This window comes from Paeniglutamicibacter sp. Y32M11 (assembly GCF_019285735.1).
GTDB lineage: Bacteria > Actinomycetota > Actinomycetes > Actinomycetales > Micrococcaceae > Paeniglutamicibacter.
The window spans coordinates 883,719-902,242 of the sequence record NZ_CP079107.1 but is presented as its reverse complement, the minus strand read 5'-3'; the positions used below and the strand labels follow the sequence as shown (position 1 = coordinate 902,242).

General features: G+C 60.6%; 12 protein-coding genes. 3 read left to right on the top strand and 9 right to left on the bottom strand.

Going from position 1 to position 18,524, the window contains the following annotated elements; translation table 11 throughout:
- Positions 1-127: 127 nt before the first annotated feature.
- The 8 genes from KUF55_RS04005 to KUF55_RS03970 form a co-directional block, all read right to left on the bottom strand.
- Positions 128-568 (bottom strand): adenylyltransferase/cytidyltransferase family protein, encoded by a 441-nt coding sequence (locus KUF55_RS04005; RefSeq protein ID WP_218818061.1) that lies wholly within the window; start codon positions 566-568, stop codon positions 128-130.
- Entirely contained in the window at positions 565-2,967 is a 2,403-nt protein-coding gene (locus KUF55_RS04000; protein ID WP_218818060.1) for a LuxR C-terminal-related transcriptional regulator, read from the bottom strand. Before KUF55_RS04000 ends, KUF55_RS04005 begins: the two co-directional genes overlap by 4 nt.
- Positions 2,964-5,258, bottom strand: a complete 2,295-nt coding sequence (locus KUF55_RS03995; protein WP_218818059.1) for a LuxR C-terminal-related transcriptional regulator — start codon at positions 5,256-5,258, stop codon at positions 2,964-2,966. The genes KUF55_RS04000 and KUF55_RS03995 overlap by 4 nt, the downstream gene beginning before the upstream one ends.
- A 258-nt stretch (positions 5,259-5,516) precedes the next feature.
- Positions 5,517-7,325: an ABC-F family ATP-binding cassette domain-containing protein gene (locus KUF55_RS03990; protein WP_218818058.1), complete on the bottom strand. Its 1,809-nt coding sequence runs from the start codon at positions 7,323-7,325 to the stop codon at positions 5,517-5,519.
- Positions 7,326-7,341: 16 nt separating this feature from the next.
- Positions 7,342-8,283 carry a 4-(cytidine 5'-diphospho)-2-C-methyl-D-erythritol kinase gene (locus KUF55_RS03985; RefSeq protein WP_132361935.1) on the bottom strand — a complete coding sequence of 314 codons (942 nt, stop codon included), beginning with the start codon at positions 8,281-8,283 and terminating at the stop codon, positions 7,342-7,344.
- Positions 8,280-9,161 carry a 16S rRNA (adenine(1518)-N(6)/adenine(1519)-N(6))-dimethyltransferase RsmA gene (rsmA, locus tag KUF55_RS03980; protein WP_132361937.1) on the bottom strand — a complete coding sequence of 294 codons (882 nt, stop codon included), beginning with the start codon at positions 9,159-9,161 and terminating at the stop codon, positions 8,280-8,282. Before rsmA ends, KUF55_RS03985 begins: the two co-directional genes overlap by 4 nt.
- A 144-nt stretch (positions 9,162-9,305) precedes the next feature.
- On the bottom strand, positions 9,306-10,457 hold the full coding sequence (locus KUF55_RS18940) for a resuscitation-promoting factor (protein WP_304623552.1): 1,152 nt from the start codon (positions 10,455-10,457) through the stop codon (positions 9,306-9,308).
- Between the two features lie 329 nt (positions 10,458-10,786).
- Complete coding sequence (locus KUF55_RS03970; protein ID WP_218818057.1) at positions 10,787-11,749, bottom strand: TatD family hydrolase; 963 nt, start codon at positions 11,747-11,749, stop codon at positions 10,787-10,789.
- Between the two features lie 185 nt (positions 11,750-11,934).
- Here KUF55_RS03970 and KUF55_RS03965 point away from each other — a divergent pair, with 185 nt between their 5' ends.
- The 3 genes from KUF55_RS03965 to KUF55_RS03955 are packed head-to-tail and all read left to right on the top strand — an operon-like array spanning position 11,935 to position 16,816.
- Positions 11,935-12,915 carry a MoxR family ATPase gene (locus KUF55_RS03965; RefSeq protein WP_218818056.1) on the top strand — a complete coding sequence of 327 codons (981 nt, stop codon included), beginning with the start codon at positions 11,935-11,937 and terminating at the stop codon, positions 12,913-12,915.
- Positions 12,916-12,941: 26 nt separating this feature from the next.
- Positions 12,942-14,375: a DUF58 domain-containing protein gene (locus KUF55_RS03960; protein WP_218818055.1), complete on the top strand. Its 1,434-nt coding sequence runs from the start codon at positions 12,942-12,944 to the stop codon at positions 14,373-14,375.
- Complete coding sequence (locus tag KUF55_RS03955; protein WP_218818054.1) at positions 14,372-16,816, top strand: DUF3488 and transglutaminase-like domain-containing protein; 2,445 nt, start codon at positions 14,372-14,374, stop codon at positions 16,814-16,816. Before KUF55_RS03960 ends, KUF55_RS03955 begins: the two co-directional genes overlap by 4 nt.
- 127 nt (positions 16,817-16,943) lie before the next feature.
- On the opposite strand, the gene KUF55_RS03950 is transcribed toward KUF55_RS03955, so the two are convergent.
- Positions 16,944-18,428: an NAD-dependent succinate-semialdehyde dehydrogenase gene (locus tag KUF55_RS03950; RefSeq protein WP_132361949.1), complete on the bottom strand. Its 1,485-nt coding sequence runs from the start codon at positions 18,426-18,428 to the stop codon at positions 16,944-16,946.
- Positions 18,429-18,524 lie beyond the last annotated feature (96 nt).

Genomic DNA, 18,524 nt, shown 5'->3' with positions numbered 1-18,524 from the left:
TATCGGGTAGCAAATACCCTGAATGGCCAAAGATTCGAACCGTTCCTACAAATCGCGTAACTTGCATTTGTTTTTGATTAATAAAATAGTCAAGTACTAATATGTTTATGAATTTAAATTTCCGGCTCTAAGTCCCCAATGGTCGAGACGTAGCCGATAGCGCATCTAGGGCACTTCTCAATCCGGTTGATGACGTGTGAACGGTGTAGGGGAAATATTCGACGGCCACTCCTACCTCCGCGAATCGCCGCTCTAGTTCAAGACCACGAGCAGTGCCATACCAGTCATCACCTTTGAAGAAGACATTGAAACCCACCTCACGCCAGGTATCCAGGCGATCGGGCCACATATCAGCGATGGCCGAATCAACAAATTCAATGCTGGATACAATTTCCAGCCGTTCCTCGAGCGGCACAATCGGCCGCTTACCCTTCGTCGCTTCGCAAATTTCGTCGGAGACCACGCCAGCAATGAGGAAATCACATCTGCTCTTGGCCATACGTAAAATATTGAGATGACCGACGTGGAAAAGGTCAAAAGCTCCCGCCGCATATCCTATGCGAATCATATTTCTCGTACTCCCTCATTGAAATTCTCAAGTTGGCTTCGATCGTCGATTCCAAGCTTCGAATAAATGCGATAGAGGTGTCCCTCCACAGTTCGCCGTGAGAGCGTCAGCTTGCGGGCGATTTCCTGATTGCTTATTCCTTCGGCAACCAGAGCGGCGATTTCTTGTTCGCGTTCCGTTAATCTCCCCAAATCAATCGCTTCTTTGATTTCGGGCAAAAGCTGAGGGCCGAGAAGGTCCCGGAGTGCCATCAATCTTCGTACTACACGCCCCTTGGACCGTGGCTGATCCACCATGTCGGGGTGGCGAACTGCTCTCGCGAGAGCGTAAATGGTCCACTCAATTTGACCGAGTCTGGCTGCATTGTCGCCCGCTTCGGTCAGCGCCTTAACGAATGTGCTATTCCATTCCCGGCTGACGACGTCAGCAGCTGAGTACCAAGGACCGTCGGGCCAATCGATTCCCTTCACTCCTAGGTTTTCCTCAAGACGCAACAGGAGAACCGAGGCCTCGGCGGCAAGCACATATTCACCGAGCCCTTGGTGCCGGGTGGCAAGATGCCGAAGTTCGACACGGCTTGATGCCGAAGGATCTTGGTAACTGTCCGCCGCCAACGCATAGAGCGAAGCCAATGAGGTCAGAAAACCGCGGTCGGGCCCGGTCGCTGACTCATTCTTCGAGCCAAATTCATCGTTTTGGCAGTCGATCCATCGACTAATTGACTCTGCAACTAATTGGATGCCAGACTCCCGAACTCTCTTCCTTGCCATCACTGAGTTGAAGGCAATTTTCGCGTCAGAGAGACGACCAGATCGCAAGTTCAACAGACCAATCACCAAATCAAGTTCCGCTGCCACGACAGGCTGCGTAAGGTCCATCTCCGACAGGCAAGCGGCCACAGCGCGACGCACCTCAGCTTCATGTCCAGCCAATGCCCGAGAAACCGCTTGGATAACTTGCCATCGGGGCGACTGGTATAGGGGTTCACAGCCTGTGCTTGTTGCAGCAAGCTCCGTATGTAGACGTTCTCTGAGTTTTTCGTGCTCGCCCGGAACTGGATCTCCCGCCGCATTCAAGATGATGAGAACGTCTTTCACCAAATCTCCAGATTTGTACCTCTGCCAAGCTTGAACAAGTGGCAAAGACGAACCCAGGGTGTCCAATTCTCTAGCCGTGATACGCGCTATTTCTTGGGCTAAGAACTCCCCACTGCTGCCGTCCTCCACTAGGGCATTAGCGGCATAAAGTAAGGCGGCCTCGGCAATTTCTGGTCTCTCAGCTGACGAGATTAGGTACTCCGTCCATGCCCTGACGCGGAGGTGCTCCCCTTGTTTGGCAAGCGCACCTAGAACCCGAAGCCCTGTTTCCGAATCGACTTCCCAAGGGTGAACCTCATCATCACGCTTTGACCCATTGTCTGCGAAATCTTCAGCATCTGGGCCCGATGACTTACCGACCAACGACAGTTGCGAAGACAGGGAATATCTCAACAGCTCCGAGCTGAGATGGAGGAATCCCTCGCGATTGGCGACCAATCCCGAGTCAATGAGGCGGGTCACCGAAGCTCCGCAACTTTCTTCCACGTCGGCTATTAGGCAAGTACCGTGACGAGCCAGGAACCTCAACGCTTCCTTCTCCTCCGGCCTGAAGCGTTCCAACATTCCGACGGTCCATTGCTCAACTTCACCACCCGCACTGATGTTTGTGGGACCCAGCGCCCACACATTTCCGTGGCGTGCGAGTGAATGGTTGCGGACTTGATCATTCAGATAGGCGACACTCAACGCGGGGATCCCACCGGAGAGCCGCGTGAGCATATCAAACGTAATTTCCGTGGCAGCTCCGTCGAGAACTTCCTTGGCGACGGAAACCATCTCATCGACATTCTTGGGCGCGAGTTTTTTGATTCCGAATAGCCCGGAATCAAACAAAGACTCCACGCCTGGGCGAGATTTCACTCCCGCCGTCAAAGTCAAGACCAAAGTTGCCTGTCCAGCAAGAGCAATCTGATGGAGGACGAAACAACTTGCTTCATCGAGCTGCTGGGACTCCTCAACGATGACGACTGGTCGGGGTATGAGCCCCGTAGAACTACGCGGCGGCTTGATGCTTTCCAAATATTGCTGAAAATTTTGCACCACGTCAAACACTTCAGCCTCAACTACGGAATGACCGAGCAAAGGCACAAAAGCTGTGTATGCTTCATCCGATGCATCTGCCACGGAGCGAATGAGCACGACAGCGTGATCCACACCCAACGATCGCGCCAGATGGCCAATCACATAGGACTTCCCGGAGCCAGGTCCCCCGACGATAAAGATGCCCGCTTTTGTGGAGTCTTGAAGCAAAATCAACAGTGACGGATCCACTGTCCCAGGTGCTTGCACGTGGCCGTTCATGAGTTCACCAGAACTGGGACTCTAGGTTCTACGGCTCCGACCATGGTCTTGAGGTCGGCCCGACCGTGGAGGCTCAGCTTCGAGTAAATTTGGTAGAGATGCCCCTCCACGGTTCGTACCGATACACCTTCAAGTGACGCAACTTGAGCGTTTGACAGCCCCTTGGCAACTAAATCAAGGACCCGATTCTCCTTGTGCGTAAGTGCTGCCGCCCAGTAGTCATGGCGCCCCTCGAAGCGTTCTGGTGCCGTTGAATCGAGGCCCAAGGAGAGTTGTTCCCGGGACAGCCTTTGCATCTTCCCGGAGAGAATCCGTTTAGAGCGTTGCCCCAACCGAGCAACCACGGCGTTGCTTCTGCATCGGACAACATGTGCCATTCCGCCCACAGCAACGGAGAGCAACGCCTCGACTATATCGGTTTCATCCTCACCTTTCAGCGCCACCGTTAGATCGTCCAAGGCCACGGTCAAGGCCGATTTACCATTCCCATCCTCATCTGGCGCCACATCCGCAACGTACTTTTGCTGCGTCAATTGCAGCGCCAAAGCGACCCTTCCGCTGAAGGCTGGTATGGCGGAGAACAACTTCAATTGCTCTTCAATCTGCGAAACGTCTGTCTGGGCACCACTGCTGCCCAACAAATTAACGGTCAGCAGTAAGTAGTAGTTTCGAATCATCTCCGCGCCCGATGGTGCCGGTAGTCCGCCACCATTCGCCGCCATGCAAAGCCCTTCGCTTTTGAGCATGTCACCAAGTTGGGCAGAGACGTAGGCGAGGAGCGCTTGGGCCGAGGCACGCAAGGGAGTTTCAAGATATGTCGACTGTATGAGAATCGGCTCGATCAACTCCCGTGCGATGTCCCACGCGCCGGCGTTGGTGGCCATCACAGCCAACATGAAATGGGCCTCTTCCAACGAACGTGTATCCGCGTACGGCGCATCCACCATCCGCAATGCCACTACCTGAGCGCGTTGCCAATCTCCGCGTGCAAAGTGGGCGTTGAGCATGGCGCGATCAAATCTTCGCAACCTATCATGGCTGGGACTTTTTACCCCGCCGAGGATCGCACCTTCGAGGCGTTCGTACCGCCTTTCAATGGCCGAGGCCAGCACGGAAAAAAGTTCTTCATCGTTGCTGAAAGCAGCCACCTGAGCTACTAACGAGGTTGCCTCCAGCCACTCCACGTCGTTGATCCATGGACCATTTTCTAGAGTGGACGAACCGGCACAAAGAATACTGCAAGAATTTCTTGCTTCGGTGAGCAACCCATCTTCGAGAGCCAGACCAATAGACAGGATTTCCAGTTGCCCCAGCAGCCACGATTCCGCATCGTGTTTGCTAATCTCTGCGCCATTTCCCATCAGGCTTTTGATACTCAGTTGAAGACGCTGTCGAATGATGGCGCGCTCGAGAGGAAGTTCGATCTTGTGGACCTGTGTGATAAACCGGGCAACATCACTTGGGTTTCTGGGAGCAACTGAATGCAGCGAATCTAAGCTTGAACCCTTTTCAACGCTCGACCACTCCAAACTCGAACTCACGGTGTCCTTGACGGCCGATTCTGCGACGCCCTGAAGCACGGGCGCAATCACAAAGACCCCCTGGTGTTCGATAAGGGACCCTGATTGCTGCATCAATATCATCGCCTGATGAAGCTTGCCCAGAGCGCCATGGGACCGTTCCCAAAGCAGTAAGACCGCGGCCGGGGATACTTTTGCGTTCAGCCACCGTTGAAGAGTTTTCCCCGTTTCGGCAAGTCCGACGGGGCTGAGGTCGACCGAAGCGTACGTGCCGTTTGCCAGTTGACTTGAGGTTTCAGGATCAAGTGGGTGGTTGTTTTCACATAAGACAACAACACGAGCTCCACCTCGACTGGCTAAACGCATGATAGCCGTGCGCGAGTATGGATCGAGAAGATCGGGACGCAAGACTTGAATTACGCGAGAACCACTGGCTGATTCCTGTTCAATCCATTCGTTCAGGGCACTACAAACGTGCGAAACCGAAGATTCAGGGTTTAGACCAAATTTCGAGAGCAGAAACATCAATGCTCCCCAGCGGATATTTTTTGCATATCCGGTGCCAACCACGTTCATCACGGTTGACCAGCCGAGGGATTCCAATGCGGATTGGATGACCTCCGTGTGTCCGGCACCAGCACAACCTCGGAGCACAACTCCGCGGTTTGCCCGCAGTGAGGACACGACGCCGCTAACAGCAGCCGAAAAAGTGTCCGATTCCCCCCGAACATAGTCATAAGACGATGCAGAAAAACCAATAATGACGTTCATGCGGTGCCCCCAGCAATGCATTTACTCCGTGATACCACCCCCACGGATGGCCGAAGTTTCGACTAACGCATTGTCAGAATCCTTGGACGGATTGCCTCCGTATCGTGACATACGAAGCACTGCATTGATTCAATCACCGAGTTCCCAACGACACGTTCTTGCCATGACCAACCCACCCCAAATGGATATGATCACAATCACATACAAGCAGTCTGCCTTGAGGATGTCAAGGGTAATAAATACACCGTTTAGCGATTCTTACTCACCCAGAGTCTCCGCGGCTTCAAGCCAGACCATCTCCAACTCCTCTTTTTCGGCCTCAACACCCCGCAAGGTGGCGTTGAGCGTGGAGACCTGGTCAAACTTCATGGATTCGGAGGCCACCGCCATCTCGGCGTGAAGCTTCTTGATCAGCGTTTCAAGCTTGCCCATTTGACGCTCGAGACGATTCATCTCTTTTCGAGCCTCACGCTTCTCTGCTTCGCTGGGCCCCGAAGCCACAGCATCGGTGCTGGAACCCGATTTGTCGGTCGGCGCGCCGGTATTGCCACTGCTCTGTGCACCAGCCCGTAGCTCTAGGTACTGGTCAACGCCGCCGGGCAACCCGCGCAGCTTTCCATCGCCCAATAAGGCAATCTGGTGATCGGTGACGCGTTCGAGCAGGTAACGGTCGTGGCTGACGACTACAAGCGTGCCGGGCCAGCCATCGAGCATGTCCTCAATGGCCGCGAGAGTATCGGTGTCCAGGTCATTGGTCGGCTCATCAAGCATGAGCACATTGGGTTCGCCGATGAGCAGGCGCAACAGCTGCAGGCGGCGGCGCTCACCACCGGAGAGTTCCTTCACCGTGGTCCACTGTTTGTCGGTGCCAAAGCCCAGTTGTTCGGCGAGCTGCCCGGCCGATATTTCCTTGCCGCCAACCTCGAAGGACATCCGCTCGGACTTGATGACCTCGATCAGGCGCATGTCCTTGACCTCGTCGAGTTCCTTGACCTCCTGGGTCAAGATGGCAGTTTTGACGGTCTTGCCACGCTTCATGACACCGGAGGTGGGTTCGATTTCGCCGTTCAGTAGGCGCAGGAGCGTCGACTTTCCGGCGCCGTTAACACCCACAATGCCCACTCGTTCACCGGGTGCCAGACGGAAGGTGATGTTGTTGAAGATTGGTTTGCCGGTGCCGAAGTCCAACGAGACGTGTTCCAGATCGAGCACGTCCTTGCCCAAACGCGCGGTGGCCATCTTGTTCAGTTCCACGGTGTCGCGGGCTGCTGGCACGTCGGCAATGAGCGTGTTGGCTGCCTCGATGCGGAACTTGGGCTTGGCGGTGCGGGCGGGGGCACCGCGGCGCAGCCAGGCCAGTTCCTTCTTCACCAATTGCTGGCGTTTGCTCTCCACCACCGAGGCGGTGCGGTCGCGCTCGGCACGAGCCAGCACGTAGGCGGCGTAGCCACCATCAAACGGGTCAACGATACCGTCGTGAACTTCCCAGGTCCGTGTGCAAATTTCGTCCAAGAACCAACGGTCGTGGGTGACAACCAGAAGACTATTGGAGTTGGCACGCCACCGGTTTTTGAGGTGTTTGGCCAGCCAAGCGACACCCTCAACGTCCAGGTGGTTGGTCGGCTCGTCAAGCATGATCACTTCATGTTCACCGATGAGCAGCTTGGCCAACGCGACACGACGCTTCTGACCACCGGAGAGCGAGTTGACCTCAGCGTGCCAATCAACCTCGCCGACCAGCCCGCCCATGACCTCGCGCACCAGCGGATTGGAGGCCCACTCGTGGTCGGCGGCCTCCCCCACGATGGCTTCACCGACGCTGAGCGCTCCGTCGAGCACGTCGGTCTGGTCCAGGTAGGCCACGCGCACGTCTCCGCGCTTGGTCACCCGGCCCTCATCCGGGCTCATGCGGCCAGCCAGCAGACGCATGAGCGTGGATTTACCGTCGCCGTTGCGCCCGACCATGCCGATGCGGTCCCCGTCTTCCAGGCCCAGTGAGAGCTTGTCCAAAACGGTACGCGTACCGAAGGACATGGAAACATTTTCGGCGCCGAGCAGATGGGCCACGGTGGGGTGCTCCTTGTTAGAGGGATTCGGGGTGTGCAGGCAGGATGATAGCGCCGGAAACCGGGCCATGAACCTGCAGTGTTGCTACGCCCGCTTCGTCGGAAAGTTGGTTGATGATCTGAGCTCCATGGGCCTCATTACGTGCCAGCAGCGCCAGCGTGGGCCCCGATCCGGAGACCAGCGCGTGCAACGCACCGGCCGCCTCGCCCAAGTCGCGAACCACACCGAGTTCCGGTGCCAATGCCAGTGCGGCCCGGGTCATATCGTTGGCCAGCAGCGGTGCCAAGGCATCAAGGTCACCATCGAGCAGGGCGCCGACCATCATCGGGTCGACTTCCGTGGGCGTTTGAACATCCTCGTGGGCGCGGAGCCGATCAAGCATGCCGTAAACCCGCGGCGTGGAAAGTCCATAGGAGGCAGGAACCAGCACCCAGTCGGTACGTGTGCGCAGCAGCAGCGGGGCCAGTTCATCACCCACGCCCAGACCCACGGCAGCACCGCCCTGTAGGGCGAAGGGGACATCGGCGCCCAGCCGGGCACCAAGACGAGCCAACTCCTCGCGGTTCAGTCCGGTCCCCCAGAGCGCGTTGCAGGCCACGAGGGTGGCAGCGGCGTCAGCCGATCCCCCACCCATGCCTCCGGCAATCGGTACGCGCTTGGTGATGCAAAGATCTACCCCTGCGTAGTGCCCGGTGTGTTCGCGCAGCGCCATGGCCGCCTTAACCACGAGGTTATCCGGACCCAGCGGAAAGGATTCGGGTTCCGAGACGACGGTGGAGTCAGGATGCAGGGATACCTGGATCTCTTGGTCACTCCGGGCGGTGGCCGCGACGTCCTCGTACAACGAGACGGCAAGGTAGAGGCTGGCCACCGAATGGTAGCCGTCTTCCCTAGGCGGGCCGACCCTGAAGTAGCAGTTGATCTTTCCCGGTGCGCGGGCAACGACGGTGTGGGTCATTTGCCTTCGGGCTCCACGGCAACCTTGGCTTCGGCGATGGCGATGAACTCGTTGATGCCGAGCTTTTCGCCGCGGGCCTGCGGGTCAACGCCCGCTGCCTTCAGGGCTTCCTCTGCCAGGGTCGGGGATCCGGCCCAACCGGCAAGTGCCGCACGCAAGGTCTTGCGACGCTGTGCGAAGGCCGAATCGATGACCGCAAAAACTTCCTTGCGGCTGGCGGTGGTCACGGGTCGTGGCCCGCGTTCGAAGCTGACCAGACCCGAACGGATCTTGGGCGCTGGCCAGAAAACGTTCATGCCAATGACGCCGGCCTTGCGCATGGTGCCGTACCAGGCACCCTTGACCGAGGGAACACCGTAGGTTTTGTTCCCCGGATCCGCGACCATGCGGTCCGCCACCTCGTCCTGCACCATGACCAGACCATGGCGTAGCGAGGGGAAGTGTTCAAGCAGGTGCAGCACCACGGGGACGGCAACATTGTAGGGCAGGTTGGCGACCAGTGCCGTGGGTTCATGCGGAAGCTCGGTAATCTTCAGCGCGTCCGAGAGGATGACCGTAAGGTTCTCGGCCTTGGCCGGTCGCATCTCGGTCACCGTCTGCGGCAACCGGGCTGCCAGCTTTGGATCGATTTCCACCGCGACGACGCGCGCAGCGGCGTCGAGCAGACCTAGGGTCAGTGAGCCCAAACCGGGGCCGACCTCGAGCACGGTTTCGGTGGGATCAAGCTTGGCGGTCGCCACGATGCGGCGGATGGTATTTCCGTCAATGACGAAGTTTTGACCCAGCGTCTTGGTGGGGCGGACGTCGAGTTCACCGGCGAGGCGGCGGATCTCGGTCGCTCCGAGCAGTGGCGGCGGGGAAGATTCTACGGAAGTCACGTTTCAATCTTAGTTCAGGGCCCGTCGCGCCCCGACCGATCCCGCGTGCGCGGTGCGGTGAGGTATACGACGGGAATGTGAAATGGGTCCCGCCAGATGCTGGCGGGACCCATTTTAGTGAGTGCAACAGTACTTGGCCTGGGCTTAGCGCAGTCCGAGCTTGGAGGAGCAGTGTGGCCAGTGACCCCAGCCGCCGTTGGCACGAAGCTTTTCCGCGGTAGCTACCTGTTCCGAGGGAGAGGCAAGGTGCGGCAGAGGCGCGTATTTTCCGCCACCCGCGCCGAGCCAGCTGCTGGCGGAGAACTGCAGGCCGCCGTAGTAGCCGTTGCCGGTGTTGATAGACCAGTTTCCACCGGATTCGCACTTGGCCAGTGCTGCCCATGATGCGGAGACGCTGCCGGGAGTGGAGGTCTTCTTGGGCTCAGATTTCGATTCGGAGCCCGAGTTCGATTCGGTCTTGGCTTCAACCTTCGGCTTCGGCTTGGCTTTGGTGCCGATGGACACCTTCTCGTCGACGGGCTTGGTGGTGACCTTGTCGCTGTCGAGCTTGCGCTTGGTTTCTTTACCGTCCCGCAACGTCACGGTGTAGGTGAGAGTGCGTTCGCCGTCTTTGCCCTCGGTGATCGTCTTCTCGGTGCCCACCAGAGCGTCGGAGTCCTTGACGGTGTCCGTTTCGTTCTTGATGGTCTTAGTTTCGGTGATCGTCTTGGTGCTCACGCGGACGATCTTCAGCTTCAGTCCATCAACAATTGCGTCGGTGGCCTTGGCGTTGAGTTCGTCCTTCTTACCCACGGTGATTTTCGCTTCGCTCAGGGCCTCGGCGACGGTTTCAACGGTGGTATTCAGCGTCTTGGTCTTGCCATCAACCTTGATCGATACATCCTTGGGAGTGGAGATATCGATGGGGTTGGACAACGAGGCCAGGGCAAGTGCCGCACCCTGATCAACCTGAGCAGACTTGGAGAGGTTGAGCTGATCAATGACATCTGCGACGGTCAAGCCGGTGGTGTGAACCACGCGGTCCACGCCGTCGATGTTCACGTTGACCTCTTTGTGACGCTTGATATCAATCAACGCGCCGTCGGCCACTGGTGCATCCAGTGCCGGGGAAACTTCGTCCCGCTCATCGAGCGTAATCGAGGAGTCCTTCAAGACATCGGCCACGGTTGCGGCACGGGTGGAGACGTTTTGGTTCTCTCCATCGATGGCTACGGCAATCGTCTTGCCGGATCCGACGAACATAACCAGACCGAGGATCAGCGCGGTCAGCACTGCTGCTTGCGCGCCGATTTTCACCCAGCGATTCTTTAGGACATTCTGCACAGGATTCCAAACTTAGGTTTTACCCAGGCACGGGGGCAGATCAAGGTGAACACGGCGGGTGAACGGTGCGCTAAGCAATGCTTGGCGCTGCCCTCCGTGTGCCACTTTGATTGGTACGAGTACGATTCGATTCCGCCCATCCGAAAGATGGTCCCGCGCGGCCGAAACCTCATCAAAGGCTGGCTGCGCGCAGAGTCAAACGCACCCGGGAACCTTCCCCGATCCCGGCTACTAAAAGTTAACCGTAACCGAATCGTAATAAGGTGGCAAGCACTTTGTGCTTGCTTTGGGCATAACTTCGCCTAGAAAGCGCCGTAGACACGCCGAGTATTTGCTGCCAAGGTCCGGCAGTATTCCTCTAGGTCTGCCCCCTTGGTTTCGGCCATGAATCGCACCGTCTGCGGGATCAAGTAGCTGGCGTTCGGACGTCCCCGATAGGGGTGCGGAGTCAGGAACGGAGCATCCGTCTCTACCATGACTAATTCCGGCCTGGCCACCATCAATGCAGCACGCAGATCATGTGAATTCTTAAATGTCACCGTCCCGGAGAAGGAGAGATGCCAGCCGTTCTCATTGCAGATCTCCGCCAGCTGTGCATCGCCGGAAAAACAGTGGAAGACCACCCGTTCGGGCAACTGCTCATCCTTCAGGACACGGACCACATCGAGATGTGCATCACGATCGTGTATCTGCAGGGCCTTGGAGTGCTCGCGGGCAATGCGGATGTGCTCGCGGAAGGAGCGCTCTTGCGCCGGTCGGCCCGGTTCCTTGGTGCGGAAGTAATCGAGCCCGGTCTCACCAATCGCCCGGACCCGCTCATGTGCCGCCAGCTCCTCGATACGGTTAACGGCCGCCTCAAGGTCGCCGGTTTCGGCCAGGCGCGCCGCGTCATTGGGATGAATGGCCACCGCCGCCAAGACGCGTGGATCCTCCGCCGCGGCACGAACGGCAAATTCGGAGGACTCGACATCGCAACCCACCTGAATCACACCCGGAACGCCTACGGCATTTGCCGCATCCAACGCCTGAGCAACGCTCACGCTCACCACTCCGTCGCGGAAGTCGAGGTGGGTGTGGTTATCCGGCACACCGAAGGGCAGCGGTAAGGGAGCCGGAGGGTAGGCAAGATTGCGCTTCTGTCCCGAGTCGTCCTGCTTGCTGCGGACCAGATTGTCGGCGGATGCGCCCGCTTCGGGGGCGGGCAGGTAGGCGTGCGGGACGCCCTGGTCGCGCGGGGTTCGGGCCGGGTTATCTACTGTTGCCATCGCTGACCACGCCTTCCTAAGTGTTGCTCCCCCGTGGGTGGGGCCATGGGCTTTCGCCCCTACTAGGGTACGTGGCCCCGCGCCGCGCCTACCCGAGAGTGACCGGCGGCACAACTATAAAGGTATTCTTTGAGGAGAAGGAAGCCACCGATTTACCCTACGGCTGTAGTCCAGGAGGACATTGCATGTCGCTTTCCACCGAGTCCCAGATTCTTCCGGCCGACGAGTTCGGAAAGATTTGTGAAAAAGTGCTGACCGGGATCGCGACGGTGATCGATGGCAAGGCGGAAGTGGCACGCACCGCGCTGATTGTGTTGTTGGCCCAGGGCCACCTGCTGCTCGAGGACGTTCCGGGCGTCGGCAAAACCATGCTGGCCAAAACGCTGGCCAAGTCCGTTGACTGCACCGTACACCGCATCCAGTTCACTCCGGACCTCTTGCCCTCGGACGTCACGGGTGTCTCAATTTTTAACCAGAACACCCACGAGTTCCAGTTCCGCCCGGGCCCGGTCTTCGCGCACATCGTGATCGGCGACGAGATCAACCGGGCCAACGCCAAGACCCAATCCGCTCTGCTTGAATGCATGGAGGAAGGTCAGGTGACCGTCGATGGGATAACGCACGCATTGGAGAGCCCCTTCATGGTGATCGCCACCCAGAACCCGATTGAGTTGGAGGGCACCTTCCCCTTGCCCGAGGCCCAGCGCGACAGGTTCATGGCCAAGATTTCCATGGGCTATCCGGATGCAGCCGCCGAAATGGCAATGCTTGAAAGCCACCAATCGGCATCCCCGCTTGATGATCTCCGCCCCGTGTTAGACGTGGCATCGCTGCATACGCTGATCAACACCGTCGCTGCCGTTTATGCCTCCGAACCGGTGAAGGAATATGTGGTGGCGCTGGGTCGAGCGACCCGTGAACACCCGGATATCCGTCTGGGCGCATCTCCACGTTCGCTATTGCAGCTTCTTCGTGCCGCCAAGGCCGAGGCGGCGCTGAACACCCGCGACTACGTATTACCCGAGGACGTGCGCAATATCGCCGCCAAGGTCCTCGGTCACCGGCTGATCCTGCACCGGCGCGCCGAGGCGGCCGGCTCCAATGCCGAATCGATCCTGGTGGCCATCCTCAATTCGATTCCGGTGCGTGCCGGGGCTCGCGGCTAGGGCAGCGGCGATCACGGAGCGTGGCCATGGAACCGAACAGCACCCCGAGCCCGGACACCGAAGAGTTTCGCGAGGCACATTCCTTTTCCCACTGGGAACTTGACGAGCCGCCAGCCACGCTGCGCGAGCGGCTTCATCTTGGCTTCCTGACCGCCCGCGGGTGGGGACTTTTTGCCGCCGGCGCCGGTGCCCTGTTTTTTGCGTTTCTCTTGGGCAGGCGCGAATTGCTGGCCATTTCGCTGGTCCTGCTGCTGACCCCGTTGCTCGCCGCCTTCCTGCTGCGCTTCGGAAATTCGACACTCGCGGTGACCCGTACCTTTAATCCGCCAATGGCGGTGAGTGATTCCAGCGTGCGCGTGCGTCTGCACATCGCTCACCAGGGTCGCAACGCCGCAGCAATTCAACTCAGCGACACCCTGCCCGCGGATTTTGGCAAGGGCCCGGTCCTGCACTACCCCTCGCATACCGCCACCCACAGCGGGAGCGAATCCTCGAGCTGGTACGAATACCGGCTGCGCCCGGCCACCCGCGGGATCTACCCGATCGGCCCCCTGCGGGCCAGCGTCGGCGACGTGTTTGGTTTGGCCGCCCGGCCGGCAGCGGTGGACTCCCCCAGCGCGTTGATCGCGCTGCCGCAATGTGAACAGCTGGAACCGGCCACCCTCCCCGGTGAGCATGGATCCCACGGCCAGGCCTCCTCCAATCGCCGGCTGACCCCGGACTCCTTCGAGGTGATGACCCGCGAATACCGCCCCGGAGACACGGTGCGCCGCATCCATTGGCCAGCCACCGCGCGGCGTGGATCGCTGATGGTGCGCCAGGAAGACTACCGCGCCACCCCACGGGCCGTCGTGCTGATCGACCGGTCGCGCGCGGCCTTCCTGGCCCAGGGAGTGGGAGCCGAACCGGTCATTTCCATCCCGCAATTCACCGCCACGCCCAAGGATTCTTCTCGCCGCTTCGAATGGGCGCTGCATGCCGCGCTGGGCATCGGCTCGCATCTGTCCCACACCGGGTTCGGCATCGATCTGATTGACGACCGCGGAGCGGCCATCAATAGTGTTTCGGCCTCCGCTGCCGCCAATGGGCTCGAGCCCTTCACCGGAGTACATGCCACCACCGAAATGCAGCAGGCGCTGGCCGCCGTGGGCCTGGCCGAACCGATCCCCGAGCAGCTCAGTGAGGATCGGGTCGAGGTGGCCGCGGCGCTCAAGGCACGGCTGCGCGAGTCGGGTGACCGCTTGATCCTGATCTTGGGTGAGACCAGCACGGCCCAGGCCAACACGTGGCTGAGCATCGTCGGGACCACCACCAAGGTCACGGTGCTGTGTGTGGTCAACCACGCCGAACGACTGGCCACGGTCATGGCCAGCTTTCGGCAGGCCGGCTGGTCAGCGCTCGCCGTGACTCCCACCATGGCGCTCAACGACATCTGGAACGAACTGGGGAATCAGAAATGAGTGCCGATACCCTCCAGCGGACCGAATCCCCCGCCCCGACCCCACCATCCAGGGCACGAAGGCGCAGCGGATCTGCCCGCGCACACCTCGCTGCCGGATTGGCCACGGTGGCTGCCGTGCTCGCAGCCACCGCCTCGATCCACGGTGTGATCAGCGATTGGGGATGGATGCTCCAAGTGGCTGTGGTGGTGCTCGGCATCGTGCTGAGCACCACCGTGGTGCGTTACCTGAGTCCCGCGCGTTACCTGCCCACCGCGGCCGGGATACTCACGGCGGTGCTGATGCTGACGCTGCTATTTTTCGCCAATACCGCCGCCCTAGGGTTCATCCCCACCGGATCCACCCTCCGGGCTCTGCTGCGGGTGTGGGCGCAGGCCAATGCGGAAATGGGTTCCCAGGTACCCCCGGTGGCCACCACCGGGGTCATCACCTTCTCCGTGTGTCTCTGGGCGGCGGTGATCACCCTCGCCGTCGATACCCTGGCCTTCGCCATTCGTGCCCCGGCGCTGGCCGGTATCCCGCTGGCCATGTTGGTAGCGATCGCCTCGCTCTTCGAACCGCACGGTGCGGGCATCGGGCCCGTCGCCCTGACCATCCTGGGTTTCCTGCTGATCCTCGCCGCGGAGCGCAGTTTAGCCACGTCCACTCGTGCCGGAGGGCCAAGCGCCCTGGAAATAGCCAACCCGACGGAGCCGAGCGCGCGGTTCTCCGCCGGGGCCCGACGCGGTGGTGTCCTCATCCAGGGAGGTGTCATCCTTGCCGGTTCCATGGTGGCCCTGCTGGTGCTCCCGATCCTCATCCCCGGATTCTCCAAGGGCATGCTCTCCGAGGGCACCCGGCCCTCCTGGGGTCAGCAGGCGACCAACATCGACCCGTTGATTTCCCTGGGCAATGACCTGCGCAGCCGCTCCAGCGGCACGGTTTTGCACTACTTCACCGATTCCACCGAACCGGTCTACCTGCGCACCTCGGTCATTGGGAATCTCACCGCACAACGCTGGGAACCCGATGCGGCGGCCTACCGGGTGCCGGCCACCGAATCCCTGATGACCCTCACCTTCCCCGGTGCCTTCGAGGCCAGCGAGCCGACCTTTACCCGGGTGATCACCGACAGCTATCGGGGAGTCTGGATGCCGCTTCCAGCAAACGCCATCACGCTGAACGGGCTGGATGAGAGCTGGCGTTGGAGCGCGGAGAACGGGACGCTGCGCGCCGCCGAAAATTACACGCCGGCGGCCGCCGACATTACCGTGATGAGTGTGAATCCGAAGATCACTGCGCGCGGGCTGAGCGAGTTATCCGGCTCCTTCCCGGACGGTTACTTCTCCGAGGTCGACGGGCAATATCTCGATCTACCGGCGGATGCTCCAGCGTCGTTGGCATCGGCCACCGCGGAGGCGGTTAAGGACGCGGATCAAGATGCTTATAGCCAGTCCGTCGCGATTCAGGATTACCTGCGTTCGCGTGCCTTTAGCTATTCGGAACAAACTCCGGTGCGCGACGGTTACGACGGCAGTGGGATGGAGGTGATCGACGCGTTCCTGCGGGAAAAATCCGGATACTGTGTGCACTTCGCCTCCACCATGGCGCTGATGGCCCGCGAATTGGGGATCCCCAGCCGCTTGGTCACCGGATACGCGCCGGGCACCGCCACCGGAGAGGTCGTCTCCGGGCAGAACCAGTCGGAATTGGCCGAATTCACCGTCAGCTCCCGCAATGCCCACGCCTGGCCCGAGCTATATCTGCCCGGTGCCGGGTGGGTGGCCTTTGAGCCGACACCGGGGCGCGGGGCTCCGCCAGATTATGCTCCTGCACCAACCGTCCCGACCGCCAGCACCGGGGAAGATCCGGAGCTGTCCACCTCACGCGGGGCAGCAGCATCATCAACGCCGTCCTCCAGCTCTTCCGGCGCGGCGCTGGGTGCCCCGGGAACCGGTGAAGACTCGAGCCCGGTCTCCGCAGCACCACTACTGATCCTGCTTGCCCTGGTAGTGCTCGGCGCGCTGCCCTGGGCACTGCGCCGGATCCAGCGGGCCAACCGGCTGACCCGGGTGCGCCGTACCGGTGAGGCGGTGTTGAGTTATGGCAAGGAAAGCGGTGCGGCGGCGGCCTGGGCCGAACTGGTGGCCCTAGGCTTGGATCATTCCTTGCCGATGCGGCAGGACGAAGCCGTGGGGCACTATGCGCGCCGGCTCGCCCAGCTCATTCCCGCACACACCGGTGAGCTCGAATTCTTGGCCTCGGCCTATGAGCGCCTGCGTTATGCACCGGTGGGTGCGCCGGGGCCCACGGAGGACGAGCTGTTGAGCGCGCTCGGTACTCTCGAGCATGCCCTGGCTGCCCGCGGGGATCTGGGCCAGCGGTTACGCCGCGCCCTGTGGCCGGCGTCGCTGTTCGCCCCGCGCCCGCTAGAACCGGCCCGCTACGCCTCCCGGAGCTAAAACGGGCGTACCGGCCCGCCAGCAGAAAGCACGACGGCGCCCGAGCCACCCACGCTCCCGTTCATCCCTTCCATGAGGAAGAGGACCGGGGTGTGAGGCACTCGGGCGCCGTGTAGTGCGTCTCGGCTTAGCGAGCGGCGTACGGGTCGGCGATGCCGATGTACTGGGTGGTGGTGTATTCGGCCAGGCCCTCGGCGCCGCCCTCGCGGCCCAGACCCGACTGCTTCACTCCGCCGAACGGTGCCGCCGCATTGGAGATGACGCCGGCGTTGAAGCCGACCAGGCCGAATTCGATCTGCTCCGCGACGCGGAAGAGCCGGTTGTGGTCGCGGGTGTAGATGTAGGAGGCCAGACCGTACTCGGAGGCGTTAGCCAAGGAGATGGCGTGTGCCTCGTCGCGGAAGGTGGTCACCGGCGCGACGGGACCGAAGATTTCTTGGCGCAGGATCTCGGCGTCGTTGGCGACGTTCGAGAGCACCGTGGGTGCGTAGAAGTAGCCCGGGCCCTCGATCGGGGCGCCGCCGGTCTCAACGGTGGCACCGGCCTCGATGGCCTGGGAAACCAGCGCGTGGATGTCATCGCGCGCACCGGAATCGATGATCGGGCCAACGTTGGTGGTGGCCTCGGTACCGCGGCCGGTCTTCAGCGCGCCCATGGCGGCGGAGAACTTGGCAATGAATTCCTTGGCCACCGACTCGTGGACCAAGAAGCGGTTGGCCGCGGTGCAGGCCTCGCCCATGTTGCGCATCTTCGCCGCCATGGCGCCCTCAACCGCGGCGTCCAGGTCCGCATCCTCGAAGACCAGGAACGGTGCGTTGCCGCCGAGTTCCATGGAGGTGCGCAGCACCTTGTCCGCTGCATCCTTCATCAGCATCTTGCCCACGGCGGTGGAACCGGTGAAGGACACCTTGCGCAGGCGATCGTCCTGCATCAACGGGCCGGAGATCTTCGAGGCGCTCTTGGAGGACACAACGTTCAGCACGCCGGCCGGCAGGCCTGCCTCCATCATGATGGAGGCGAAGAGTTGAGAGGTCAGCGGGGTGAGCTTGGCGGGCTTGAGCACCATGGTGCAACCGGCGGCGATCGCCGGGGCGACCTTGCGGGTGGCCATGGCCAGCGGGAAGTTCCACGGGGTGATCAGCAGGCACGGACCAACGGGCTTGGTGTGCACGATCATCTTGTTCTTGCCCTCGGGCGTGGTGAGGTAGCGGCCGTAGTCGCGCACCGTCTCCTCGGAGAACCAGCGCAGGAACTCGGCGCCGTAGGTGACCTCGCCGCGGGCCTCGGCCAACGGCTTGCCCATTTCTAGGCTCATCAGCAGCGCGAAGTCGTCGGCACGCGCGGTGACTAGGTCGAAGGCGCGGCGCAGGATCTCGGCGCGTTCACGCGGTGCGGTCAGTGCCCACGTGGATTGGATGGCATCCGCGGCGTCGAGGGCTGCCATGGCGTCCTCGGAGGTGGCGGAGGCTAGGGTGGCTAGCACCTTGCCGGTGGCCGGGTCCAGGACGTCGAAGGTTCCGCCGTCGGAAGCTTCACGCCATTGCCCATTGATCAGCAGGCCGGTGGGGACGGAAGCAAGGAGTTCGGCTTCGCGTTCGGGGGTAATGGTCATAGTCGTGCGTTCTCCCTTGAACATGGGGGTGCAAAATTGTGGGACGTGTTGCACCCCACGGTAGTGGCGCGAAGCCATGGGTGTAAATTTCCAGCT